This is a genomic window from Kluyvera intermedia, from assembly GCF_034424175.1.
GTDB lineage: Bacteria > Pseudomonadota > Gammaproteobacteria > Enterobacterales > Enterobacteriaceae > Kluyvera > Kluyvera intermedia.
Genome location: NZ_CP139986.1, coordinates 4,033,192 through 4,055,714 on the forward strand (window position 1 = coordinate 4,033,192; position 22,523 = coordinate 4,055,714).

Sequence of the window (22,523 nt, forward strand, 5' to 3'; positions counted from 1 at the left end):
AGCCTCCTGCAAAATTAGGGTAAATCATCTACCCATTATACAAAAAACCCGGAAGCACTTTCCGGGTAAATATGGTCGATACTAACGAGCAATATCGGATTCTATGAGTATAGGTCGTCAAATACGCCCAGTGCATCGGCGAGTTTTTTCACACCAAACACCTGCATCCCCTCCGGGAGTTTCTTCGGCACGTTAGCTGCCGGGACAATCGCCCGGCGGAAGCCGTGCTTCGCCGCTTCCGAAATACGCTCCTGGCCACTGGGTACAGGACGAATCTCACCGGCCAAGCCAACCTCACCAAATACCACGAGATCATGCGGAAGCGGTCTGTCACGCAGGCTAGAAACCATTGCCAGCAACAGCGCTAAGTCTGCACTGGTTTCAGTAACTTTTACGCCGCCGACCACGTTCACAAAGACGTCCTGATCCGACATCTGCAAACCACCATGACGGTGTAAAACCGCCAGCAAAATCGCCAGACGGTTCTGTTCAAGACCCACCGCAACGCGTCTTGGGTTCGCCATCATCGATTGATCGACCAGCGCCTGAATCTCCACCAGCAGTGGACGTGTTCCTTCCCAGACCACCATCACCGAGCTGCCGGATGTCACTTCATCACCACGGCTTAAGAAGATGGCAGACGGGTTGCTGACTTCACGTAGCCCCTGCTCGGTCATCGCGAATACGCCCAATTCGTTCACCGCACCAAAACGGTTCTTATGACTTCGCAGGGTACGGAAACGAGAGTCAGCATCACCGTCGAGCAGTACTGAACAGTCGATACAGTGTTCCAGCACTTTCGGCCCCGCCAGCGAACCGTCTTTGGTCACGTGGCCGACCATAACGATGGCGACGCCGCGCGTTTTAGCAAAACGAGTAAGATAAGCGGCCGTTTCACGAACCTGTGCCACGCTGCCCGGCGACGACTGAATATCCGCCATGTGCATCACCTGGATGGAGTCGATAACCATCAGCTTCGGCTGCTCTTCCTCAGCAATCAGGCAAATCTGTTCGATACTGGTTTCCGAAAGCATATTCAGGTTGGCGGTCGGCAGACCCAGACGATGCGCGCGCATCGCGACCTGCTGTAAGGATTCTTCGCCGGTGACGTACAGCGTTTTCATCTGCTCGGACAGTTTGCACAGCGTTTGCAGCAGCAGCGTTGATTTCCCCGCCCCCGGGTTACCCCCGATGAGGATAGCGCTTCCCGGAACGACACCGCCGCCTAATACGCGGTCGAACTCTTTAAAGCCGGTCGAAAAGCGCGGCAGTTCCTCAAGACTGATATCCGATAACTTTTGCACCTTCGCCACGCCCGCGTTACCCGCATAGCCGCTCAGGCGCTCATTACGCGCAACCGTTGGAGAAGCCGCAACACGCACCTCAGTGATGGTATTCCAGGCCTGGCAGGCGCTACATTGACCTTGCCAGCGCGGATAATCCGCACCACATTCATTACAAACAAATGCGCGTTTAGGAGCTTTCGCCATGGTTTACCTCTTTATTTCTGATTCATGCTGCCAGAGAGAATACAGAATACTCCCATCAAGTCGGCATGACGGATAGTGACTTCCGTCTGTTCATTCACTTTCGGCTTGGCATGATACGCAATGCCCAGTCCAGCGACTTTGATCATCGGCAGATCGTTAGCACCATCGCCGATAGCTACCGTCTGTGCATGCGGGATTTCATATTTTTCTGCCAGTTGCTGTAGCGTGTTGGCTTTATACTGCGCATCAACAATATCGCCAATCACTTCGCCGGTCAGCTTACCGTCACGAATACCCAACTCATTCGCCACCGCTGCGGTTAAGCGCAGCTTGTCACGCAGGTATTCAGCAAAGAAGGTGAAGCCGCCGGAGGCAATTGCCACTTTCCAACCGAGCGTTTCCAGCTTCAGCACCAGTTGGGTTAACCCTGGCATCAACGGCAGGGTATCGCGTACCTGACGCAGAATATTGGCATCGGCATCTTTGAGCGTCGCCACGCGCTGGCGCAGGCTGGCGCTAAAGTCCAGCTCACCGCGCATCGCACGTTCGGTGACCTCAGAAACTAATTCACCCGTGCCCGCCAGTTTGGCAATTTCATCAATGCATTCGATCTGAATCGCGGTGGAGTCCATGTCCATCACCAGCAAACCCGGCGTACGCAAGTGTGGGATTTTACCCAACGGCGCAACATCCAGCTCCGCTTCGTGCGCCAGACGTGTCGCCCGCAGAGTTAACGACCCCGCCAGACGAATCACCTGGTAGTCTTCCACGCACCAGGCTGCTACGATCACCATAGCGGCACCGAGATTACGCTGGTAGGTAGTCAGACGTTCTTTGTTGAGGCCACGGCCATACAGCAGCCAGCCGCTGCGCCCGGCATGATAATCCAGCGGCATCACTTCATCGCCACTGAGTGAAAGCGGCAACCCAGGCCACAAGGAGACATCTTCAGGCAGGTCGCACCAGGTCAAACTGTTTGGCATTACAGCTCCAATCTTCTCTATTAAGCCCAGGAAAATAACGCATGAGGCTACCTTGTAACCAGCGCTTCTGGCAACATTAAGCTGTAAATTTTCAAAGGTGGAATATGCTTCGCGCAAAACTGAAATTTAGACTGCATCGCACCGTGATTGTTCTGATATGCCTCGCTCTGCTGGTCGCTCTGATGCAGGGGGCATCCTGGTTCAGTCAACAAAGCCAAAAACAGCGAAATCCGCAGCTCGAAGAACTGGCAAGAACGCTGGCTTGGCAGGTTTCAGTAAACCTGGCGCCGATGATGAAAAGCGAGTCGCCGGATGAGAAAAAGATCGGTGACGTGCTAAAGCAACTCACCGAGAAAAGCCGTATTCTCGATGCCGGGGTTTACGATGAACAAGGCGATCTTGTGGCGCGCGCCGGTGAGCAAGTGGATCTTCGCGATCGGTTGGCGCTGGACGGTAAAAAGGCCGGTAGCTACTTCAACCAGCAGATCGTCGAACCCATTTTAGGAAAGAATGGTCCGCTGGGTTATTTACGCCTGACGCTGGATACGCACACCATCGCCACCGAATCCGGACAGGTAGATAACACCACCAATATTTTACGCCTGATGTTACTGCTGTCGCTGGCCATTGGCGTCGTGCTTGCCCGCACCCTGCTGCGCGGTAAACGCACCCGCTGGCAGCAGTCGCCGTTCCTGCTTACCGCCAACAAGCCGGTGCAGGACGAAGATAAAGATGATTAAGAAAAGGAAATCGTAATGACAACGCTGCGCCTGCTGCTTTCAGACTCCCACGATCCGTGGTTTAACCTGGCCGTTGAGGAGTGTATTTTTCGCCAGATGCCTGCAACCCAGCGGGTATTATTCCTGTGGCGCAACGCAGATACCGTCGTTATCGGCCGGGCACAGAACCCATGGAAAGAGTGCAATACCCGGCGCATGGAGGAGGACAACGTCCGCCTGGCGCGCCGGAGTAGCGGCGGCGGCGCGGTTTTCCACGACCTCGGCAATACCTGTTTTACCTTTATGGCCGGAAAGCCGGAATACGATAAAACCATCTCAACCGCCATTGTGCTAGAGGCGCTGAACTCGCTTGGGATTACAGCAGAAGCGTCCGGACGTAACGATTTGATCGTCAAAACGGAAGACGGCGATCGTAAAGTGTCCGGTTCGGCCTATCGCGAAACTAAAGATCGCGGCTTCCACCACGGTACGCTGTTGCTGAATGCTGACCTCAGCCGCCTGGCAAATTACCTTAATCCTGATAAGAAAAAGCTTCAGGCTAAAGGCATCACTTCCGTGCGCGGGCGCGTTGCCAATCTGGTTGAACTGCTGCCGGATATTACTCACGAACAGATTTGCGAAGCCGTCACCGATGCGTTTTTCCAACACTACGGGGAACGCGTTGATGCAGAAATTATCTCCCCCGATAACCTGCCCGACTTGCCAAACTTCGCGGAAACTTTCGCTCGTCAAAGCAGCTGGGAGTGGAATTTCGGTCAGGCCCCCGCCTTCTCTCACCTGCTGGATGAACGCTTTACCTGGGGCGGCGTAGAGCTGCATTTTGACGTTGAGAAAGGGCTTATCACTCGCACGCAGGTCTTTACCGATAGTCTGAACCCGGCTCCGCTGGAGGCGCTGGCCGAGCGTTTACAGGGTTGCCAGTATCGGGCTGACGTCCTGCAACAAACCTGTGAAGCGCTAGTTGCAGAATTTCCAGAGCAGGAAAGTGAACTGCGGGAGCTAGCAAATTGGATCGCGGGGGCGGTGCGTTAGAGAATTGCCGGATGGCGGCTACGCCTTATCCGGCCTACAGGAGAACCGTAGGCCCGGTAAGCACAGCGCCACCGGGCACAGCACGGTCTTACGCTTTATCGCCCAGCAGGACAGATTCCAGCGCAATTTTAATCATGTCGTTGAACGTCGTCTGACGTTCAGCCGCAGTGGTCTGCTCGTGGGTACGGATGTGGTCGGAGACGGTGCAGATGGTCAGCGCTTTTGCACCGAATTCTGCTGCAACACCGTAGATGCCCGCTGCTTCCATTTCCACGCCCAGGATGCCGTATTTTTCCATCACGTCGAACATAGTTGGATCCGGCGTGTAGAACAGGTCAGCAGAGAAGATGTTACCCACGCGAGCATCAACGCCCAGCGCTTTTGCCGCGTCAACTGCATCACGTACCATGCCGAAGTCAGCGATAGCAGCGAAGTCGTGGTCTTTAAAACGCAGACGGTTCACTTTGGAGTCGGTGCAAGCACCCATGCCGATAACCACATCACGCAGTTTCACGTCTGCGCGTACCGCGCCGCAGGAACCCACACGAATGATTTTTTTCACGCCAAAGTCGGTAATCAGCTCTTTGGTGTAGATGGAGCACGATGGAATACCCATGCCGTGACCCATGACGGAAATTTTACGGCCTTTATAGGTACCGGTGAAACCTAACATGCCGCGAACGTTGTTCACTTCACGGACATCTTCGAGGAAAGTTTCAGCAATGTGCTTCGCACGCAGTGGGTCGCCTGGCATCAAAACTACGTCAGCGAAATCGCCCATTTCTGCATTAATGTGTGGGGTAGCCATCATTTTATCCTTATTAAAATTGTCAGTGCCGGATGGCGGCTGCGCCTTATCCGGCCTACAAACGATTCCTCGTAGGCCGGATAAGCGTAGCGCCATCCGACAATCGCATCACAGCATGTTTTTGCCGTAGTCCATTGGTGACGTATCGAAGTAGGTCGCCAACGTCTGGCCGATATCCGCGAAGGTTTCACGGTGGCCCAGCGAGCCCGGTTTCACTTTCGGGCCGTATACCAGCACCGGAATGTGCTCACGAGTATGGTCAGTACCGGTCCAGCTTGGGTCGCAACCGTGGTCAGCGGTCAGGATCAGAATATCATCTTCCCCTACCAGCTCCATCAGCTCAGGCAGACGGCGGTCGAACAGTTCCAGTCCGGCAGCATAACCGGCGATATCGCGACGGTGGCCCCAGGAAGAGTCAAAATCAACGAAGTTAGTGAAGACGATAGTCTCGTCACCGGCTTCTTTCATCTCTTTGATGGTCGCGTCAAACAGCGCATCCAGACCGGTCGCTTTGACTTTTTTGGTGATACCGCAGTTCGCGTAGATATCCGCAATCTTACCCACAGACACCACGTGGCCGTGTTTTTCGTCCACCAGTTTCTGCAGTACGGTCGCGGCTGGCGGCTCGACTGCCAGATCGTGACGGTTACCGGTACGCTGGAAGTTACCTGCTTTGTCACCAACAAACGGACGCGCGATCACGCGACCAATGTTGTAGCCGCCTTCGGTCAACTCTTCACGGGCGATTTCGCACAGTTCGTAGAGTTTATCCAGGCCGTAGGTTTCTTCATGGCAGGCAATCTGGAACACGGAGTCCGCAGAGGTATAGAAAATCGGCTTGCCGGTTTTCATATGCTCTTCGCCCAGTTCGTCCAGAATAACGGTACCGGAAGAGTGGCAGTTGCCGAGGTAACCCGGCAGGTTGGCACGCTTAACCAGTTTATCCAGCAGTTCCTGCGGGAAGCTGTTCTGATGGTCGCTAAAGTAGCCCCAGTCGAACAGAACCGGCACACCGGCGATTTCCCAGTGGCCTGACGGCGTATCTTTACCGGAAGAGAGCTCATGCGCCCAACCGTACGCGCCAACGACTTCAGCGTTGCCATCCATGCCGGCGGCAATTTTACCGGTAGAACCTTCATGCGCTTTCACCAGACCCAGGCGGGTCAGGTTAGGCAAATTCAGAGGGCCTTGACGACCTTTGTCAGCCTCGCCTTTGGCACAGGCTTCTGCAATGTGGCCCATGGTATCGGCGCCAACGTCGCCAAAGCGGTCAGCGTCTTCCGTTGCACCAATCCCGAAGGAGTCCAGCACCATAATAAATGCACGTTTCATCTTGTTCTCCATACATCTTGCGCTGCAAAAAAGCGATCAGATCAGTATATAACTATTCGGTGATGCGACGATAGACGGTCGGCGTAATTTCAGGCGCTTTGTCGTCCAGTTTAATTGCCGCTTTAACGGCTTTCGCCGCGTCCTGCCAGCTGGCTTCATCTTTAGCGTGGATAACGGCCAGCGGACGTTGTCCGTCAATGCTGTCGCCCAGACGAGCCATGTCGGTAAAGCCGACGCTGTAATCAATGGTGTCGGATGCCTGACGACGACCGCCACCCATAGAAACCACGGCCATGCCCAGCGCACGGGTATCCATCGCGCTGACAAAGCCTTCGGTATCGGCATAGACAGCTTTGCTGAGCATCGCCGTTGGTAGATATTTCGCATAGTTTTCAACGAAGTCGGTCGGGCCTTTTTGGGCTGCGACCATGCGACCAAAGATATCCGCCGCTTTACCGTTATCCAGTACTGCCTGCAATTTGGCGCGCGCTTCGGCGTCATCTTTTGCCAGGTTGCCGGAGATGAGCATTTCTACACACAGCGCCATGGTGACGTCGAAAAGACGCGGATTACGGTATTCACCGGTCAGGAACTGTACGGCTTCGCGAACCTCAACGGCATTACCCGCGCTGGAAGCCAACACCTGGTTCATGTCGGTTAGCAATGCGGTGGTGCGCACGCCCGCGCCGTTAGAGACGCCCACAATCGCTTCTGCCAGCGCTGCGGAGAGTTCGTAGGTCGGCATAAATGCGCCGCTACCCACTTTCACATCCATGACCAGCGCATCCAGACCTTCAGCCAGTTTTTTGGCGAGGATTGAGGCGGTAATCAGTGGGATGGAGTCCACCGTTGCGGTAATGTCGCGGGTGGCATAAAAACGTTTGTCCGCCGGTGCGAGCGAGCTGGTCTGCCCAATAATCGCCACACCCACGTCTTTAATAATTTCACGGAAACGGCTGTCATCAGGGAAGATGTCGAAGCCGGGAATCGCTTCTAATTTATCAAGCGTACCGCCGGTATGACCGAGGCCACGGCCGGAGATCATTGGAATATAGCCGCCGCAAGCCGCGACCATTGGGCCAAGCATCAGAGAAGTCACGTCACCGACACCGCCGGTAGAGTGCTTATCGACAATCGGGCCGTTCAGATTCAGGCTCTTCCAGTTCAGGACGGTTCCTGAATCCCGCATCGCCATGGTCAGCGAGACACGCTCCGGCATGCTCATATCATGGAAGAAAATGGTCATCGCCAGGGCGGCAATCTGCCCTTCGGAAATGGTGTTATCGCGAATACCGTTGATAAAGAAACGAATTTCTTCATCACTCAGCGCCTGACCATCACGTTTTTTACGAATAATTTCTTGAGCGAGAAACAAGGTACCCTCCTGTGGAGTTATTAGCGAGGCTGGGGGGGATGCCCCCTCACCCTAGCCCTCTCCCCCGAGGGGAGAGGGAACCGCATGACATCGTTTATACGTCATCACGTTACCCGGTTTTCTCCCTCTCCCTTCCAGGGAGCGGGCCGGGGTGAGTTCCTGTAGCCCGGCCAAGCGTAGCGCCGCCGGGGGGAACCCGGAGTCGGCGCGCATGCGCCTCGTCCGGGCTACGTTAATGCTTAGTAAGCGCTCGCGCTTTTACCGTCGCCGTGACCCAGCGCTTTCAGCAGGCTCGCCAGCAGAGAGGAAGCACCGAAGCGGTAGTGACGAGAGTCAGCCCAGTCAGCGCCAAACAGTTCGTCAGCGATAGACAAGAACAGCTGAGCGTCTTCAGCAGTACGCACGCCGCCCGCTGGCTTGAAGCCCACGGTTTTCTGGACGCCCATATCGCGGATCACTTCCATCATGATGCGCGCGCTTTCTGGGGTCGCGTTGACCGGTACTTTACCGGTCGAGGTTTTGATGAAATCTGCACCCGCTTTGATAGCGATTTCAGATGCTTTACGAATGAGCGCCTCTTCCTTCAGTTCACCGGTTTCGATGATCACTTTCAGCAGCACGTTAGCCGCCGCACACGCGTCTTTACAGGCTTTAACCAGGTCAAAACCAATCTGCTCATTACCGGCAATCAGCGCACGGTACGGGAATACCACATCAACTTCGTCAGCGCCGTAGGCGATAGCTGCACGAGTTTCCGCCAGCGCGATATCGATGTCGTCGTTACCGTGCGGGAAGTTGGTCACGGTGGCGATGCGAACGTTTGGCGTACCCTGCTCGTTCAGCGTTTTACGGGCAATCGGGATGAAACGCGGATAGATGCAGACTGCGGCAGTATTACCCACCGGCGTTTTCGCCTGATGACACAGCGCGATCACTTTCGCATCGGTGTCGTCTTCATTCAGAGTGGTTAAGTCCATCAACTGCAGCGCGCGCAGGCTGCTTGCTTTTAAATCAGTCATTTTTCTCTCCGACGGCGCATTGCCGTATAAATCGTTACCTTGCGGGTCTGTGATTATTGTAACACCGCCCCGCACTCACACTTCGACTTTCATCACACTTAGTGAAAACTTCGTACAAATTTGCATAACAACAACGAGACATGCATCAAGATTTCACACCAAAGACGACGATTAAAGCACCGTTTCGACCGCTGGGATCAAAAGATAACCTCATCGTTTTTCATACACTTCGCTTATCGCTCGTCTGAGGAACCGACCATGCCAACATCGATAGATTCATCGTTGCTGCAACACTGCCAGCAAATTGTGACAAGCTCCATGTTAACCCCGGAACAAAAACGCCATTTTTTGGCGCTTGAAGCAGAAAACGCCCTGCCGTACCCCGAACTGTCTGACGATGCCCGCGCAGCGCTGGCTGACGGGGTGATCTGCGATATGTTTGAAGGGCATGCGCCGTATAAACCACGTTATGTCCTGCCGGACTATGCACGCTTTCTCGCTAACGGCTCCGAATGGCTGGAGCTTGAAGGCGCGCAGGATCTGGATGATGCGCTTTCGCTACTGACAATTTTGTATCATCACGTCCCTTCCGTGACGGCGATGCCGGTGTATCTGGGTCATCTTGATGCGTTGCTGTCACCTTATGTTAGAATTCTAACACAAGATGAAGTCGACATTCGAATAAAACGTTTCTGGCGCTATCTCGACCGCACGCTGCCGGACGCCTTTACCCACGTCAATATCGGCCCTCAGGATACGCCCATCACTCGCGCCATTTTGCGGGCAGATGCAGAATTAAAGCAGGTTGCGCCGAATCTGACCTTTATCTACGACCCGGAAATTACGCCTGACGATCTGTTGCTCCAGGTGGCACAAAATGTTTGCGAATGCAGCAAGCCGCATATCGCTAATGGGCCAATAAATGATAAAATTTTCACAAAAGGTCAGTACGGCATCGTCAGCTGTTACAACTCACTACCGGTCGCGGGTGGCGGCAGTACGCTGGTTCGCCTGAATTTACAGCAGGTTGCCGAGCGTAGCCGCTCTATTGATAATTTCTTCACGCAGCTCCTGCCGCGTTACTGCCAACTGCAAATTGACATCATCGACGCACGTTGCCGTTTCCTCTATGAACAGTCGAACTTCTTTGAGAATAGCTTCCTAGTCAGTGAGGGGTTGATTAGCCCTGAGCGATTTGTCCCGATGTTCGGCATCTATTCACTGGCGGAAGCGGTCAATATTCTGTGTGAACGTGAAGGCATTGCCGGTCGCTACGGTAAAGACGAGCAGGCCAATCAGCTGGCCTACCGTATCAGCGCCGAACTGGCAGAATTTGTCGCCCACACACCCGTTCAGTACGGCTGGCAGCAACGTGCGCTGTTACACGCGCAGTCGGGGATAAGCTCAGATGCCGGGACGACCCCCGGTGCACGTCTGCCGTATGGCGACGAGCCGGACCCTATTACCCATCTACTGACCGTGGCGCCACACCATGCGCATTACGCTGCGGGGATCAGCGATATTCTGACGCTCGATGAAACGGTAAAACGCAATCCGCAGGCAGTGATGCAGCTATGCCTCGGCGCTTTCAAGGTCGGTATGCGCGAGTTCAGCGCCAACGTCAGCGGGAATGATTTGGTTCGCGTAACCGGCTATATGGTGCGCCTGTCGGACCTGGAGAAATATCGCGCGGAAGGCTCACGCATCAACACCACATGGCTGGGTGAAGAAGCCGCGCGCAACACCCGTATTCTGGAACGCCAACCTCGTGTCGTGAGCCATGAACAGCAGATGCGCTTTAGTCAGTAAAATCATCCCCTTTTCCTGCGTTGATGGGCCGGGCAGCCGCCTGGCCCTGTTCCTGCAGGGCTGCAATTTGCGCTGTAAGAACTGTCATAATCCGTGGACGATGGGTCGTTGCAATGACTGCGGCGAATGCGTTCCCCAGTGTCCTCATCAGGCACTGAGTTTGCGGGAAGGAAAAGTGGTGTGGCAGGCGGAGGTTTGCCAGCAGTGTGACACCTGTCTGCACCTGTGCCCACAGCAGTCCACGCCGATGGCACAGGTCATGAGCGTTGAGCAGGTTATTGAGCAAATTAGCAAGGTCGCGCCCTTTATTGAGGGCATCACCGTCAGTGGTGGCGAAGCCACAACGCAGCTGCCGTTTGTCTGTGCGTTGTTCCAACAGATAAAGCAAACGTCCGGGCTCGAACATCTGACGTGTTTGGTCGACAGCAACGGTGAGCTACCGATATCCGGTTGGGAAAAGCTGCGCACGATGTGCGACGGCGTGATGGTGGATTTAAAGTGCTGGGATAACGAGCGTCATCTCGCTCTGACCGGACGCGGTAATACGCGCATCAAACAGAGCCTCCACTGGCTGGCACAGCGAGGAATGTTAAGCGAGCTACGGCTGCTGGTGATCCCTGAACAAACGGATTACTTGCAAGAAGCGACGGCATTGAGCGCGTTTATCGCTGAGCTGGGGGATATTCCGGTACGCCTGAATGCGTTTCACGCCCACGGCGTTTATGGAGAGGCAAAAACGTGGCGCAGTGCCGGGCCACAGGACATTGAGGCCTTAAGCCAGGCACTACGAGCCGGAGGAATCACGAGACTCATTCCTCCGGCGCTTTACTTATAGTGAAAGGAAAATCCCAGCAATGGTGGCGCTCATCAGGTTAGAGAGCGTCCCCGCTGCCACGGCTTTCAGGCCCAGTTGGGCAATTTCCTGACGGCGATTCGGTGCCATACTGCCCAGACCGCCAATCAGAATGGCGATAGAGGAGAGGTTGGCGAAGCCACACAGCGCAAAGGAGATAATTGCCTTGGTGTGGTTGGAGATGACTTGCAACCCGGCAGCAGCAACATCGGCATCGGCCTTCAGGTATTCACCGAAGTTCATGTAGGCCACAAATTCGTTGATAACCAGTTTCTGACCGATAAACGACCCCGCCACCGTGGCTTCATTCCACGGCACGCCAATGACCCACGCCAGAGGCGAGAAGATCCAGCCCAGAATCAGCTGCAACGACAAGTTCGGATAATCAAACCAACCGCCGATCCCGGACAAGATGCCGTTCAGCAGCGCAATCAACGCGATAAATGCCAGCAACATCGCACCAACGTTCAGCGCCAGTTGCATCCCTGACGCCGCGCCCGATGCCGCAGCGTCCAGCACGTTTGCAGGTTTATCCGGGTTGTTAGCTTCATTTTCCAGCGTCGGAGAATCGTTGGGTTTTTCCGTTTCCGGTATCATGATCTTGGCAAACAGCAACCCACCAGGAGCCGCCATAAAGGAAGCCGCGATCAGATATTCCAGCGGCACCCCCATTTGGGCATAGCCCGCCAACACGGAACCGGCAACCGACGCCAGACCACCACACATCACAGCGAACAGTTCAGAACGCGTCATGGTGGCAATGTAGGGACGCACCACCAGCGGCGCTTCAGTCTGCCCAACGAAAATATTGGCTGTCGCAGAGAGTGACTCCGTACGTGACGTTTTCAGCACCGCACGCAGCGCGCCACCCAGAATACGAATCACAAACTGCATAATGCCGAGGTAATAAAGCACGGCAATCAGCGAGGAGAAGAAGACGATAACCGGCAGAACGCGCAGCGCAAACACGAAGCCGCCACCGCCGAAAACTTCAAACATCTTATCGGAAACCAGCCCGCCGAACAGAAAACCGATCCCTTCATTGCCGTAGGCAATAACGTTGGCGACGCCTTCAGACATCGCTAACAGCACTTTACGCCCTGCGGGAACATAGAGAATTAACGCACCGATACCGACCTGAATCAGCCATGCACCAAGTACCGTTCGGAGATTAATCGCTTTACGATTACTGGAAAGCAGTAAGGCGATGGCAAGCAGCACCACCATACCGATGAGTCCCATGAGGATTTGCATACAGAGTCCCTGTGTATTGAAAAATATGACCATTCCAACAAACTAACCGCAGCGATTATAACGCTACGTCATTATATTTTTCGGTCAATGTCACAGGTTTAACGCAAGTGGAACGAGGTAATAACGAATAATGAGAGATCAGTCACTCTACAAGTTCAAGAAGAGTGCATAGGTGTTGTTATAGAGCGTTTGGGCAATCTGTTCAGGCGACTCTGACCGTAGCGAGCACAGGCTGCTGAACACATCCGCAATCCGTTCTGGTCGATTCGGTTGTCCCTGAAAACCGTTCAGCGGCATATCTGGCGCATCCGTTTCCAGTATCAGCGCTTCCAACGGTAATGCCGCCATCACCTCACGGGTTTTGCTGGCGCGCGGGTAGGAGATTGTCCCGCCGACACCAATTTTGTAGCCTAACTGGATGAAGCGTTCAGCTTGCTGCAAGCTACCGGAAAAACCATGCACCACGCCGGTTCGCGGCAGATTGTGTCGTTTCAGGTGCATCGCCAGTTTATCGTGGGTGCGACGCGAATGCAGGATCACCGGCAGGTCATAGCGCTTAGCTAACCGTAGCTGTTCATCCAGCAAAAACGCCTGGCGTTCAAATTGCGGATTGTCCCGATACAGGTCGAGCCCAATCTCCCCGATAGCGACCAGTTTTTTCGGCTTAGCGGCCAGCACCGCCTCTAACGCCGCCAGACTCCCATCATCATGACGTTCTACCACGATCGGGTGCAGCCCAACGGCGGCATACAATGGCGCGAACTGTTCGGCCAGCGCCAATACGCGGGTAAAATTCTCCGCCTCGGTGGCCGGAATAATGATCTTGCCCACGCCCGCATCGGCGGCGCGCTGGAGACTGGCGGCTTCATCTCCACTAAACGGCGGGAAATCAAAATGGCAGTGCGTATCAATAAAACGGCCGTTCACGCCAGATCCTCATGATTAAAAATTGTGTCGTTTGCCTGCGGCACATCAGTCATTGCCGCCACAGGAATATCATTCGCCACCGGAGCTGGGGGAGTGAACAGCGGCGCAGACGTTATGATTGGTGAAATATGACGGACTAACGGGGGTTCATCCGCCAACAACTTGCCCACGGTCGCCAGGAAATAGCGCCCGCATAAACGTCCTGTTTTGTAGTCTTGCCGTAGCGCTGGAATCCGGCTACCTAACGCCATGCTCAGCAGCGGCTTCGGCGGATAGATTTCAAAAATACGCAGCTGACCGGGTGGATTTTCAATGAATTGCTGAATTTCGCTATAGCTGGTTTCATGATGCTGCACCAGATTGACCAGCGGTTGCAGACTGCTTTCACCCAGCCAGCGTTCCATACGCTTGAACCATTGCGGCGTGTAATACATTTGCGACGGAACGGTACGGATCACCACCAGCGTCTTCGCGCCCTGCTTTGCCGCTTCACGAACCGGGATCGCATCGCTGACGCCACCATCCAGGTAGTTGATGCCATCCAGCGCAACACCGGTACGATAGAAGCCGGGAATAGCGCTGGAAGCGCGAATAACATCGAGCCAGTTCTGCTTAGTGGGCGAGAAATAGCTGGGGGTGTAATCATCCCCTCGACAGGCGCAAATATAAAACGATTTTCCCGTTTCAAAAAGACGCTCGGCCGCCTCCATCGCCAGCGGCATTTGGCCTGCGGTAGCGTCGACGAGCCAGTCGAGATCGATAAGATTGCCACCACGGACAAACCGCACCGGGTCGAAAAACTCGCGCCGGGTGGTGTAACGCATGATCACTCTACGTCCGTAACCCGGCTGGTTACACAAATAAGCGGAAAGGTTTTGCGCCCCTGCAGAGGTGCCATAATAGAGATCGAAAGGGTTGAACTGTGCTCGCATAAACTCATCAAGCACGCCTGCGGTGAAAATTCCGCGCTGTCCCCCACCCTCACAAACCAGCGCCATGCGACCGGGGTTAAAACGACTCAGCGATAATGGCGCAATATTGCCGAGCGTGACGGGTATACGCTGCCCCACCTCTGCCTACCTGTTTTTTAGTCTTAAGACTTACAAAGTAGCCTAATTTTGCAGCCGCTAAAACTAATAAAGCCAGTCCTATGGACTGGCTTTGATGCTAGTTTACTTTACGTTTACGCTGCGCGTTACGTGCTAAGGCCGTTTACGCCCGGTAAACAGGCTGACCAGGAAGAGGATAATCCCCACAACGAACACGACTTTCGCTGCCCACGCAGCGGTACCCGCCAATCCACCAAACCCTAATGCGGCGGCAATTAACGCGATAACCAGAAATATAATGCCCCAACGAAACATAAGCTTCTCCTTGACCAAAGTTAATGTCGACCGCTTGCTGTGAACGTTCAAGCCACTCACATGCAATATTTTTAGTGTGGTGCACATTTTGCCTCCTGCCAAATATCAGGAGGCAAAATATCGCCCAATTACTTCGTTTTCAGATCATTTTTGACGCTTTTCACACCATCAACTGCCTTGGCAATACTTTCGGCACGATCGCTTTGCGCCTGAGACTCCACGGTACCTGAGAGCTGTACAACGCCATCGGTGGTCTCAACTTTTACGTGACGCGAAGGGACGATGTCATCTGCCAGCAGTTTAGCTTTTACTTCGCTGGTCGTTGCCGTGTCACCGGCATAGCCTTTCATTGAACTTTCTTTGCTGTCGCGAACGTGAAGTTTGTCACTCACTGAGGAGACACCTTCAACCGTTTTCGCCGCGGCAACAGCCGCTTCGGCCTGAGCCTGGCTTTGTACAAAACCACTCAGCGTCACGACTTTTTTGTCTGTTTTGACCGAGATATCGGTGCTCTTAATGCTATCGTTATCCACCAGAGCAGCTTTTACTTTCGCTGTGATGGTGCTGTCATCCATAAAGTTACCCACTTTATTACCGGCACTTTCAGCACTCGCCTGAGCCTTGTCCATGGTGGACGTTTCGGCGTAGACGGAACCGGTAGCGACAGCAGAAGTCAGCATCACGGCAAGCAGCGTTTTAGAAATCGTCAGTTTTTTCATCGTCATCAATATATTCCTGTATGTTTTGCTCGCAATTTGAGCATTTGCAACACGCAGGTTGCATTGCTGAATAGGGCCAACATCGCCCTGCTCAAGTTTTGATAGCGGTCATCCCAAGTATCCTAGGCAATCAATCACCGCTAAATTTTGCTCTGAGCCAGTTATTAATATTGCGATAGAAACAAACGTTGGCGATAAGCGCCTAACCAAACGAGATTATCGACATTTAAAGCCAACGTAGATGTCATCGCTTTGTTAAATATAGATCACAATTTTGAAATCGCCCGCTTCGTTGGGCAAAAAGAAGGTAATTAAGAACTTTCCGTAAGCGGCTAAAAAGGAAGGGAAAGTATCAGGGCGCAGCGGCTGCCGCGCCCTGTGGGGGATTTTAGTGCTCGCGCGTTTTGCGGAACTCAACTTCAGGATAACGCTCCTGAGTGAGGTTGAGGTTTACCATGGTAGGCGCGATATAGGTCAAGTTATCACCGCCATCCAGCGCCAGCTGAATCTCATTCTTACGTTTAAACTCTTCGAATTTCTTCACGTCTTTGCTCTCTACCCAACGGGCGGTGGCGACGTTAACAGATTCGTAGATAGCTTCGACGTTGTATTCGCTTTTCAGGCGAGCAACGACCACATCAAACTGCAGCACACCCACTGCGCCAACAATCAAATCGTTGTTGGAAATTGGGCGGAATACCTGAACCGCACCCTCTTCTGATAGCTGAACCAGCCCTTTCAACAGCTGTTTCTGCTTCAGCGGATCTTTGAGGCGAATGCGACGGAACAGCTCTGGCGCGAAGTTCGGGATACCGGTGAACTTCATCATCTCACCTTGTGTGAAGGTGTCGCCAATCTGGATGGTGCCGTGGTTATGCAAACCGATAATGTCGCCCGGATAAGCTTCTTCCACGTGAGAACGGTCACCCGCCATAAAGGTCAGCGCGTCAGAGATCACCACGTCTTTACCAATACGCACCTGACGTAGCTTCATGCCCTTTTCATATTTGCCGGATACCACGCGCATAAACGCCACGCGGTCACGGTGTTTAGGATCCATATTGGCCTGAATTTTAAACACGAAACCGGTAAATTTCTCATCCTGCGCTTCTACCAGGCGGGTGTCGGTTTTACGTGGCATCGGCGCAGGCGCCCACTCCACTAAGCCATCCAGCATATGGTCAACGCCGAAGTTACCCAGCGCGGTACCGAAGAATACCGGGGTAATTTCACCTGCCAGGAACAGCTCCTGGTCGAATTCGTTGGACGCACCTTGGACCAGTTCCAGTTCATCGCGCAGTTGCTGAGCCAGCTCCTCACCCACGGCGACATCCAGATCCGGATTGTTCAGGCCTTTAACAATGCGCACTTCCTGAATCGTGTGACCTTTACCGGTCTGATACAGGTAGGTTTCATCTTTATAAAGATGATAAACGCCTTTAAACAGCTTGCCGCAGCCAATCGGCCAGGTGATCGGCGCACAGCCAATTTTCAGCTCGCGCTCAACTTCATCCAGCACTTCCATCGGATCGCGGATGTCGCGGTCAAGTTTGTTCATAAAGGTCAGGATCGGCGTATCACGCAGACGGGTAACTTCCATCAGCTTACGAGTACGATCCTCGACGCCTTTCGCGGCATCGATAACCATCAGACAGCAGTCAACCGCCGTCAGGGTACGGTAGGTATCTTCCGAGAAGTCTTCGTGCCCCGGGGTATCCAGCAGGTTCACCAGACAGTCGTGATACGGAAACTGCATCACGGAGGTGGTAATGGAGATACCACGCTGCTTTTCCATCTCCATCCAGTCGGATTTCGCATGCTGGTTGGAGCCACGGCCTTTTACGGTACCGGCGGTCTGAATGGCCTGTCCGAATAACAGAACCTTTTCAGTAATCGTCGTTTTACCGGCATCCGGGTGAGAAATAATGGCAAAAGTGCGGCGTTTGGCCACCTCTTGCAGATAAGGAGACAACGTCATAATTCATTCTTCTTAGTAAACGTAGCAATGCGCCACGCATGTTGAATACGAAAAAATTGCGGCTATTTTACCCATCAATAGGGGGCTGGCAATCACTGTTTACACAGGAGTCGCTCCAGTTCCGGTAATGAAGTTACCGTCCAGTCAGGCTTAATGCCTGCCGGCAACGGCAGCTGGTGCGCATTCAACCAGCAGGTTGCCCAGCCAGCATTCATGCCACCGCGAATATCAGACTCGGCGGTATCACCGACCATCAGGACGCGGGAACGGTCAGGATGGCCGGCTTGTTCGAGGGCGTAATCAAAGATCTGACGATCCGGTTTGGCAACACCCACTTGTTCAGAAATAATAAGCAGATCAAAGAGATCGCTAAAACCGGTACGTTCAAGGCGGGTCTGCTGCAACGAGGTAAACCCGTTGGTGATAATGCCCATTTTAACCTTACCTTTCAGCGCATCCAGCAGCGAAGCCGCACCCGGCAGGGGCGCGCAAATCTCGGCCATCGCATTCATAAAGGCATCGTTGAGGTCGCCCGGATGCACGTTCAGGCGTTCAGCCCAACCGGTAAAGCGCTGATGCTGAAGCTGGAGCGAAGTAATAGCCCCATTCTGGTAATCCACCCACAGCGGTTTATTCACCGCCTGGTAGTCCTGAAAATCTTCCGCGGTAAACGTCACGCTGTAGTCGAGAAACATCCGCTGTAAGCCGCTAAACGAGTCAAACGTAAACAGCGTCTCGTCGGCATCGAAGAAAATCCAGTCCCACTTCATCATCTTTTCACCTTGTCTTACATACTGATGGGCAGCGCCATAATAATGGCATCCTCATGACCTTCGGCCGTCGGATAATAGTTGCGACGAATGGTCGCTTCGTTAAAGCCTAAACTCTCATACAGGGCGATAGCGGCGTGGTTTGACGCGCGCACCTCAAGCCACAACGTCGCCACGCCACGCGCTTCTAACGTATCAATGAGATGTTCAAGCAGTTCACGTCCCAGGCCACGGCGCTGAAACGCAGGATCGACGGCAATATTAAACAGCGTCGCTTCGTCCAGCACTATTTGCGTAATAGCAAAGGCCGCCATCTCGCCGTCAACGGACATCTGGAGATTCAAATAGCGCTCGCCCTGATTGCTGGCGAAGGTCTGTTCACTCCAGGGAAATGCATGAGCGCGCTTTTCAATCTGAAAGGCGCGGGGTAAATCAGTCGTGCTGAGGGTAGAAATCGTGTTCATGAGCGCAAATTTGTCGCCAAAGCGCGGCGCGCGCAGGCGCGCTGGCTTGCAGTTCATTAAATGAAGGCGTCGATAGCGTAACCCCTTCCAGGGTCGTCGGCATATCGTTGCCAAGATGCCAGCAGTGACAGCGGCTACCTTCCGGTAGCATCGCTACGCGATCGGGCGTCAGCGGTAAAACCTGGTCTGGCGTCATACACAAAGCGCGTAGAATATCGCTCACCAGCGACTCCGTCAGCGCGGGTAACGCCTCGCCAACCATCACTAAACGGACGTGCGGCGGAAGCGTAATGGCGATTTCACCCTGTAGCGCCCCGGGGCGGCGCAGTGACCACTGGGTAATACCCAACTGTTGTAATTGCCAGTCTCGCCGGGATGTCATGTGAAACGCTCCTGTCTATCAAGGGCGCAAATATAGCAAATTCATCGAAACTGCGCCAATGACACTCTATCAACGTAGAGGCAACTTGCAGGATGACGTGTATAATCGTCGCCTAAGTTTATTGAGGATTAATTCATGTCTGCTTTTACCCCGGCAAGTGAAGTCTTGCTGCGCCACAGTGATGATTTCGAACAGAGCCGTATTTTCTTTGCCGGCGATATGCAGGATGACCTGCCCGCTCGCCTGGAAACCGCCGCGAGCCGTGCGCATACTCAGCAATTACACCACTGGCAGGTGCTGAGCCGCCAGATGGAAGAGAATGTCCGTTTTAGCCTTGTTGCCGAAGCGCAAGATGTCGCGGATAGCGATACCTTTATTTACTACTGGCCGAAGAATAAGCCGGAAGCTCAGTTCCAGTTGATGAACATTCTGTCTCTGCTGCCGGTCGGTACGGATATTTTCGTGGTTGGCGAAAACCGTAGCGGCGTACGTAGCGCAGAGCAAATGCTGGCGGAATACGCTCCGCTGAACAAAATTGACAGCGCGCGTCGTTGTGGTTTGTATCACGGTCGTCTGGAAAAACAGCCAACGTTTAATGCCGAGACTTTCTGGGGCGAATACACGCTGGAAGATCTGACGATCAAAACTCTGCCGGGCGTATTCAGCCGCGATGGCCTGGACGTGGGTAGCCAACTGCTGCTCTCCACGCTGACCCCGCATACCAAGGGTAAAGTGCTGGATGTTGGCTGCGGCGCGGGCGTGCTGGCGGTATCGCTGGCAACTCACTCACCGAAAGTTCGTCTGACCTTGTGTGATGTCAGCGCAGCAGCGGTCGACGCAAGCCGCGCTACGCTTGCAGCAAACGGTATTGAAGGTGAGGTTCTGGCGAGCAACGTCTTCTCTGAGATTAACGGTCGTTTTGACATGATCATCTCCAACCCACCGTTCCACGATGGCATGCAAACCAGTCTGGACGCAGCACAAACGCTGATCCGCGGCGCAGTGCGTCATCTGAACAGTGGCGGTGAGCTGCGTATCGTCGCCAACGCCTTCCTGCCGTATCCGGCCATTCTCGATGAGATGTTCGGCTTCCACGAAGTCATCGCGCAAACCGGTCGTTTCAAAGTCTACCGCACCGTTTTGACCCGCCAGGCGAAAAAAGCCTAGTGAATGTTGGCCGGGTTGGGCGTTTACGCCCCCCGGCCTGCCCCCCATGCTGAAACGTCTTTTTTTTCGACGATTGCACAAGCATTAACAATTATCTATTGACGCCCAGCGTAAAACCACTAGAATGCGCCTCCGTGGTAACGATACTTTTTAAGTGTCGATGGTATGCGATGGTGGCGGAATTGGTAGACGCGCTAGCTTCAGGTGTTAGTGTCCTAACGGACGTGGGGGTTCAAGTCCCCCCCCTCGCACCATAAACCACGTTATATCGCTCGCACTGTGCGAAGGTGGCGGAATTGGTAGACGCGCTAGCTTCAGGTGTTAGTGTCCTTAGGATGTGGGGGTTCGAGTCCCCCCCCTCGCACCAACGAGGGCGATATAATAGCAACGAGATTACTGTGCGAAGGTGGCGGAATTGGTAGACGCGCTAGCTTCAGGTGTTAGTGTCCTTAGGATGTGGGGGTTCGAGTCCCCCCCCTCGCACCAGCTTCTCGTTCTCTTCTCAAATTTTCCTTTCTAATTATTCCATCAGCTTTAAATTCATCGATATCAGTACCATGCCGCCAATCAACGCAATGCACGATGGCAATAAGACAAAATGACGCAGTTGACGATGCCAGATCATCGCACCGCTCAGCAACAGCCCGCACGTAATCATCCCTCTCCAGACATCCGCCGACAGCCCCAGAGTGCTGAGTATCACAATTGCGATGCCAGGAATAAGAACGCCCCAGCCACTGCCTAATGTTCGCCGTAACATAACTCAATCCGCAAATGATAATGATACTCAATATCATATGTTATTTTTTGTTATTTGTCTTCTTGTACACCAAGTTTTCATAATCATTAATGACATGAATATTGTATGGTGATAGGTTGTACTGAAAATAATATGTCGAATATTTGAATATTCGCGTTTTGCCTCATGTTTTATTCTTGTTTTTTATGCACTTACTTATTTAAGGCTCACTACAACTATTAAATATGACAGTACAATCATGGCGCACACTGCGCGCACAAAAATATCAGCTCACGTTCCGGCTGTTTTTGTTTCTTAATCTGGTCTCGTCGGCGCTGTCTGTCTTCAGCCCGATATTTGACACCAACATTTTTCCTCTGCCCGCAGCGTTGATTGCGATAAGCAGCGGTGTGCTGCTGCTATGGAACTGGCGGTACGCCCGTATCCGTCTGAATGTCCCGATAATTTCGGCGGTTTTTGGCTGTTTATGGGCCTGGCATATTTTAAGTAAAACTCATACGCTGCCGTCGATAAATGATAATTTCCAACTCGTTGCGCTATTCAGCGTACTATTTGTCGGGACAATTGCATTCTCAAATAATATCGTTGCGTTTGCGCTTCATTCACTGCCAACCTTTATTGTCTGCCTGTTTACCAGCGATGCGGAACAATGGTGGCGGATGGCCTACTGTTTTGCCCTACCATTAATTGGGATTGCTATTCAGTATGTTATTCAACGGCGTAATGACAGTTTTGCCCAAGGGTTAATGTATAAACTGCTGGAAGAGCGAGAAACGCTTAACGGCCTGAGCATGCTTGATCCCCTTACCGGCCTTTATAACCGCCGCGGTTTTCAGTTCCGTCTGGATTCACTGATGGCATTAGGTCCCGGGCAACACTCGGTGCTGCTGCTGGATATCGACCATTTTAAGGCCTACAACGATCACTATGGTCATATGATGGGCGATCAGGCGCTGATGCGCGTCTCTGCCGCCATTCGCAATTCCGTGCGTTCTCGCGACATCGTGACCCGTTTTGGTGGCGAAGAATTTATGGTACTGCTGCCTAACTGTGATATGCCAACAGCCATGCTGGCAGCAGAGCGGATTCGCCAGCATATTTATGACCTTAGAATCTCACATATGTTTAATGCCAGCGTCGCGACCCACGTGACGGTCAGCATTGGCGTCGCCCCATTAAGCGATAACAATATCGACGCGGCAATGCAAATGGCGGATAAAGCGCTGTATGAGGCCAAAAATATGGGGCGTAATAATATCCTGACCAGCGACCAGGTACCGGCTGTCTAAGTTCACAA

At 53.4% G+C, this 22,523-nt stretch carries 22 protein-coding genes and 3 tRNA genes; 9 read left to right on the forward strand and 16 right to left on the reverse strand.

From position 1 onward, the window contains the following. Positions 1-101: 101 nt before the first annotated feature. Together radA and serB are read right to left on the reverse strand one after the other, a co-directional pair. Positions 102-1,490: a DNA repair protein RadA gene (gene radA / locus U0026_RS19435; RefSeq protein WP_062771639.1), complete on the reverse strand. Its 1,389-nt coding sequence runs from the start codon at positions 1,488-1,490 to the stop codon at positions 102-104. Positions 1,491-1,501: 11 nt separating this feature from the next. Beyond that, the gene (gene serB / locus U0026_RS19440) at positions 1,502-2,473 is read right to left on the reverse strand and encodes a phosphoserine phosphatase (protein ID WP_062771636.1); all 972 of its coding nucleotides are present in this window, start codon (positions 2,471-2,473) and stop codon (positions 1,502-1,504) included. A 104-nt stretch (positions 2,474-2,577) separates the two neighbouring features. On the opposite strand from serB, the gene U0026_RS19445 reads away from it, so the two are divergent. Both U0026_RS19445 and lplA read left to right on the forward strand, forming a co-directional pair. Then, positions 2,578-3,213, forward strand: coding sequence for a YtjB family periplasmic protein (locus U0026_RS19445; protein WP_062771633.1), 636 nt, complete (start codon positions 2,578-2,580; stop codon positions 3,211-3,213). 15 nt (positions 3,214-3,228) lie between these two features. Next, a complete protein-coding gene (gene lplA, locus U0026_RS19450) occupies positions 3,229-4,245 on the forward strand; it encodes a lipoate--protein ligase LplA (protein WP_062771630.1) in 1,017 nt (338 codons plus the stop codon). A gap of 88 nt (positions 4,246-4,333) precedes the next feature. Here the strand turns inward: lplA and deoD are convergent, their stop codons facing one another. The 4 genes from deoD to deoC all read right to left on the reverse strand — a co-directional run bounded on the left by deoD (position 4,334) and on the right by deoC (position 8,779). Then, the gene (deoD, locus tag U0026_RS19455; protein ID WP_035894565.1) at positions 4,334-5,053 is read right to left on the reverse strand and encodes a purine-nucleoside phosphorylase; all 720 of its coding nucleotides are present in this window, start codon (positions 5,051-5,053) and stop codon (positions 4,334-4,336) included. 108 nt (positions 5,054-5,161) lie between these two features. Continuing rightward, positions 5,162-6,385, reverse strand: a complete 1,224-nt coding sequence (deoB, locus tag U0026_RS19460; RefSeq protein ID WP_062771627.1) for a phosphopentomutase — start codon at positions 6,383-6,385, stop codon at positions 5,162-5,164. A gap of 52 nt (positions 6,386-6,437) precedes the next feature. After that, a complete protein-coding gene (gene deoA, locus U0026_RS19465) occupies positions 6,438-7,760 on the reverse strand; it encodes a thymidine phosphorylase (RefSeq protein WP_062771624.1) in 1,323 nt (440 codons plus the stop codon). A gap of 239 nt (positions 7,761-7,999) precedes the next feature. Then, the gene (gene deoC / locus U0026_RS19470) at positions 8,000-8,779 is read right to left on the reverse strand and encodes a deoxyribose-phosphate aldolase (protein WP_062771621.1); all 780 of its coding nucleotides are present in this window, start codon (positions 8,777-8,779) and stop codon (positions 8,000-8,002) included. 258 nt (positions 8,780-9,037) lie between these two features. Between deoC and U0026_RS19475 the strand changes: the two genes are divergently transcribed. Together U0026_RS19475 and U0026_RS19480 are read left to right on the forward strand one after the other, a co-directional pair. Beyond that, complete coding sequence (locus tag U0026_RS19475; RefSeq protein WP_062771618.1) at positions 9,038-10,588, forward strand: YjjI family glycine radical enzyme; 1,551 nt, start codon at positions 9,038-9,040, stop codon at positions 10,586-10,588. Further along, entirely contained in the window at positions 10,560-11,423 is an 864-nt protein-coding gene (locus U0026_RS19480; protein ID WP_062771611.1) for a YjjW family glycine radical enzyme activase, read from the forward strand. The genes U0026_RS19475 and U0026_RS19480 overlap by 29 nt, the downstream gene beginning before the upstream one ends. On the opposite strand, the gene U0026_RS19485 is transcribed toward U0026_RS19480, so the two are convergent. The 9 genes from U0026_RS19485 to U0026_RS19525 form a co-directional block, all read right to left on the reverse strand. Beyond that, positions 11,418-12,695 (reverse strand): NupC/NupG family nucleoside CNT transporter, encoded by a 1,278-nt coding sequence (locus U0026_RS19485; protein ID WP_062771608.1) that lies wholly within the window; start codon positions 12,693-12,695, stop codon positions 11,418-11,420. The two genes, U0026_RS19480 and U0026_RS19485, sit on opposite strands and share 6 nt — an antisense overlap. A 147-nt stretch (positions 12,696-12,842) precedes the next feature. Beyond that, positions 12,843-13,622: a metal-dependent hydrolase gene (locus tag U0026_RS19490; RefSeq protein WP_062771605.1), complete on the reverse strand. Its 780-nt coding sequence runs from the start codon at positions 13,620-13,622 to the stop codon at positions 12,843-12,845. Next, the gene (locus tag U0026_RS19495; RefSeq protein WP_062771602.1) at positions 13,619-14,692 is read right to left on the reverse strand and encodes a patatin-like phospholipase family protein; all 1,074 of its coding nucleotides are present in this window, start codon (positions 14,690-14,692) and stop codon (positions 13,619-13,621) included. Before U0026_RS19495 ends, U0026_RS19490 begins: the two co-directional genes overlap by 4 nt. Before the next feature lie 132 nt (positions 14,693-14,824). Then, positions 14,825-14,986 carry a DUF1328 domain-containing protein gene (locus U0026_RS19500; RefSeq protein WP_065426276.1) on the reverse strand — a complete coding sequence of 54 codons (162 nt, stop codon included), beginning with the start codon at positions 14,984-14,986 and terminating at the stop codon, positions 14,825-14,827. 128 nt (positions 14,987-15,114) lie between these two features. Then, complete coding sequence (gene osmY, locus U0026_RS19505; RefSeq protein ID WP_062771599.1) at positions 15,115-15,711, reverse strand: molecular chaperone OsmY; 597 nt, start codon at positions 15,709-15,711, stop codon at positions 15,115-15,117. A gap of 382 nt (positions 15,712-16,093) precedes the next feature. Then, positions 16,094-17,683, reverse strand: a complete 1,590-nt coding sequence (prfC, locus tag U0026_RS19510; protein ID WP_062771596.1) for a peptide chain release factor 3 — start codon at positions 17,681-17,683, stop codon at positions 16,094-16,096. 92 nt (positions 17,684-17,775) lie between these two features. Continuing rightward, positions 17,776-18,453: a pyrimidine 5'-nucleotidase gene (gene yjjG, locus U0026_RS19515; RefSeq protein WP_062772259.1), complete on the reverse strand. Its 678-nt coding sequence runs from the start codon at positions 18,451-18,453 to the stop codon at positions 17,776-17,778. A gap of 17 nt (positions 18,454-18,470) precedes the next feature. Next, positions 18,471-18,917 carry a ribosomal protein S18-alanine N-acetyltransferase gene (rimI, locus tag U0026_RS19520; protein WP_062771593.1) on the reverse strand — a complete coding sequence of 149 codons (447 nt, stop codon included), beginning with the start codon at positions 18,915-18,917 and terminating at the stop codon, positions 18,471-18,473. Next, positions 18,886-19,299, reverse strand: coding sequence for a DNA polymerase III subunit psi (locus U0026_RS19525; RefSeq protein WP_062771590.1), 414 nt, complete (start codon positions 19,297-19,299; stop codon positions 18,886-18,888). The genes rimI and U0026_RS19525 overlap by 32 nt, the downstream gene beginning before the upstream one ends. A gap of 135 nt (positions 19,300-19,434) precedes the next feature. Between U0026_RS19525 and rsmC the strand changes: the two genes are divergently transcribed. The 4 genes from rsmC to U0026_RS19545 all read left to right on the forward strand — a co-directional run bounded on the left by rsmC (position 19,435) and on the right by U0026_RS19545 (position 20,952). Then, positions 19,435-20,466 carry a 16S rRNA (guanine(1207)-N(2))-methyltransferase RsmC gene (gene rsmC / locus U0026_RS19530; protein ID WP_062771587.1) on the forward strand — a complete coding sequence of 344 codons (1,032 nt, stop codon included), beginning with the start codon at positions 19,435-19,437 and terminating at the stop codon, positions 20,464-20,466. Between the two features lie 167 nt (positions 20,467-20,633). Further along, a tRNA-Leu gene (locus tag U0026_RS19535) sits at positions 20,634-20,720 on the forward strand. A gap of 27 nt (positions 20,721-20,747) precedes the next feature. Continuing rightward, positions 20,748-20,833, forward strand: a tRNA-Leu gene (locus U0026_RS19540). A gap of 33 nt (positions 20,834-20,866) precedes the next feature. Further along, positions 20,867-20,952 (forward strand) — tRNA-Leu (locus U0026_RS19545). A gap of 34 nt (positions 20,953-20,986) precedes the next feature. Here U0026_RS19545 and U0026_RS19550 read toward each other — a convergent pair. Then, complete coding sequence (locus tag U0026_RS19550) at positions 20,987-21,226, reverse strand: DUF1435 domain-containing protein (RefSeq protein ID WP_062778641.1); 240 nt, start codon at positions 21,224-21,226, stop codon at positions 20,987-20,989. Positions 21,227-21,450: 224 nt separating this feature from the next. On the opposite strand from U0026_RS19550, the gene U0026_RS19555 reads away from it, so the two are divergent. Beyond that, a complete protein-coding gene (locus U0026_RS19555) occupies positions 21,451-22,515 on the forward strand; it encodes a GGDEF domain-containing protein (RefSeq protein WP_062778640.1) in 1,065 nt (354 codons plus the stop codon). The last annotated feature ends 8 nt before the right edge of the window (positions 22,516-22,523 follow it).

Coding starts and splice junctions, on each gene's coding strand:
- rsmC (WP_062771587.1), top strand. CDS start 19,435: ATGTCTGCTTTTACCCCGGCAAGTGAAGTCTTGCTGCGCCACAGTGAT.
- yjjG (WP_062772259.1), bottom strand. CDS start 18,453: ATGAAGTGGGACTGGATTTTCTTCGATGCCGACGAGACGCTGTTTACG.
- serB (WP_062771636.1), bottom strand. CDS start 2,473: ATGCCAAACAGTTTGACCTGGTGCGACCTGCCTGAAGATGTCTCCTTG.
- rimI (WP_062771593.1), bottom strand. CDS start 18,917: ATGAACACGATTTCTACCCTCAGCACGACTGATTTACCCCGCGCCTTT.
- U0026_RS19485 (WP_062771608.1), bottom strand. CDS start 12,695: ATGCAAATCCTCATGGGACTCATCGGTATGGTGGTGCTGCTTGCCATC.
- prfC (WP_062771596.1), bottom strand. CDS start 17,683: ATGACGTTGTCTCCTTATCTGCAAGAGGTGGCCAAACGCCGCACTTTT.
- deoB (WP_062771627.1), bottom strand. CDS start 6,385: ATGAAACGTGCATTTATTATGGTGCTGGACTCCTTCGGGATTGGTGCA.
- U0026_RS19525 (WP_062771590.1), bottom strand. CDS start 19,299: ATGACATCCCGGCGAGACTGGCAATTACAACAGTTGGGTATTACCCAG.
- U0026_RS19445 (WP_062771633.1), top strand. CDS start 2,578: ATGCTTCGCGCAAAACTGAAATTTAGACTGCATCGCACCGTGATTGTT.
- radA (WP_062771639.1), bottom strand. CDS start 1,490: ATGGCGAAAGCTCCTAAACGCGCATTTGTTTGTAATGAATGTGGTGCG.
- deoD (WP_035894565.1), bottom strand. CDS start 5,053: ATGGCTACCCCACACATTAATGCAGAAATGGGCGATTTCGCTGACGTA.
- U0026_RS19500 (WP_065426276.1), bottom strand. CDS start 14,986: ATGTTTCGTTGGGGCATTATATTTCTGGTTATCGCGTTAATTGCCGCC.
- lplA (WP_062771630.1), top strand. CDS start 3,229: ATGACAACGCTGCGCCTGCTGCTTTCAGACTCCCACGATCCGTGGTTT.
- U0026_RS19550 (WP_062778641.1), bottom strand. CDS start 21,226: ATGTTACGGCGAACATTAGGCAGTGGCTGGGGCGTTCTTATTCCTGGC.
- osmY (WP_062771599.1), bottom strand. CDS start 15,711: ATGACGATGAAAAAACTGACGATTTCTAAAACGCTGCTTGCCGTGATG.
- U0026_RS19555 (WP_062778640.1), top strand. CDS start 21,451: ATGACAGTACAATCATGGCGCACACTGCGCGCACAAAAATATCAGCTC.
- U0026_RS19480 (WP_062771611.1), top strand. CDS start 10,560: ATGAACAGCAGATGCGCTTTAGTCAGTAAAATCATCCCCTTTTCCTGC.
- deoC (WP_062771621.1), bottom strand. CDS start 8,779: ATGACTGATTTAAAAGCAAGCAGCCTGCGCGCGCTGCAGTTGATGGAC.
- U0026_RS19475 (WP_062771618.1), top strand. CDS start 9,038: ATGCCAACATCGATAGATTCATCGTTGCTGCAACACTGCCAGCAAATT.